The sequence below is a fragment of the Liquorilactobacillus mali genome, from assembly GCF_001437155.1.
GTDB classification, from domain to species: Bacteria; Bacillota; Bacilli; order Lactobacillales; family Lactobacillaceae; genus Liquorilactobacillus; species Liquorilactobacillus mali_A.
Window position 1 is genome coordinate 1 of sequence record NZ_JQAR01000017.1, and the last position, 210, is coordinate 210.

Here is a 210-nt window from a genome sequence, read left to right on the forward strand (position 1 = left end):
GCGCCGATAGTAGTTGGGGGATCGCCCCCTGCGAGGATAGGTCGTTGCCGTGCAAATATGGAGGATTAGCTCAGTTGGGAGAGCGTCTGCCTTACAAGCAGAGGGTCACAGGTTCGAGCCCTGTATCCTCCATCTTGAGTCGTTAGCTCAGTTGGTAGAGCATCTGACTTTTAATCAGAGGGTCGACAGTTCGAGCCTGTCACGACTCAT

2 tRNA genes are annotated in these 210 nt (G+C 53.8%); both read left to right on the forward strand.

What is annotated here, in order from left to right:
• The first annotated feature begins 59 nt into the window (after window positions 1-59).
• Window positions 60-132: transfer RNA gene (locus tag IV36_RS07750), tRNA-Val, on the forward strand.
• Window positions 133-136: 4 nt separating this feature from the next.
• A tRNA-Lys gene (locus IV36_RS07755) sits at window positions 137-209 on the forward strand.
• Window position 210 lies beyond the last annotated feature (1 nt).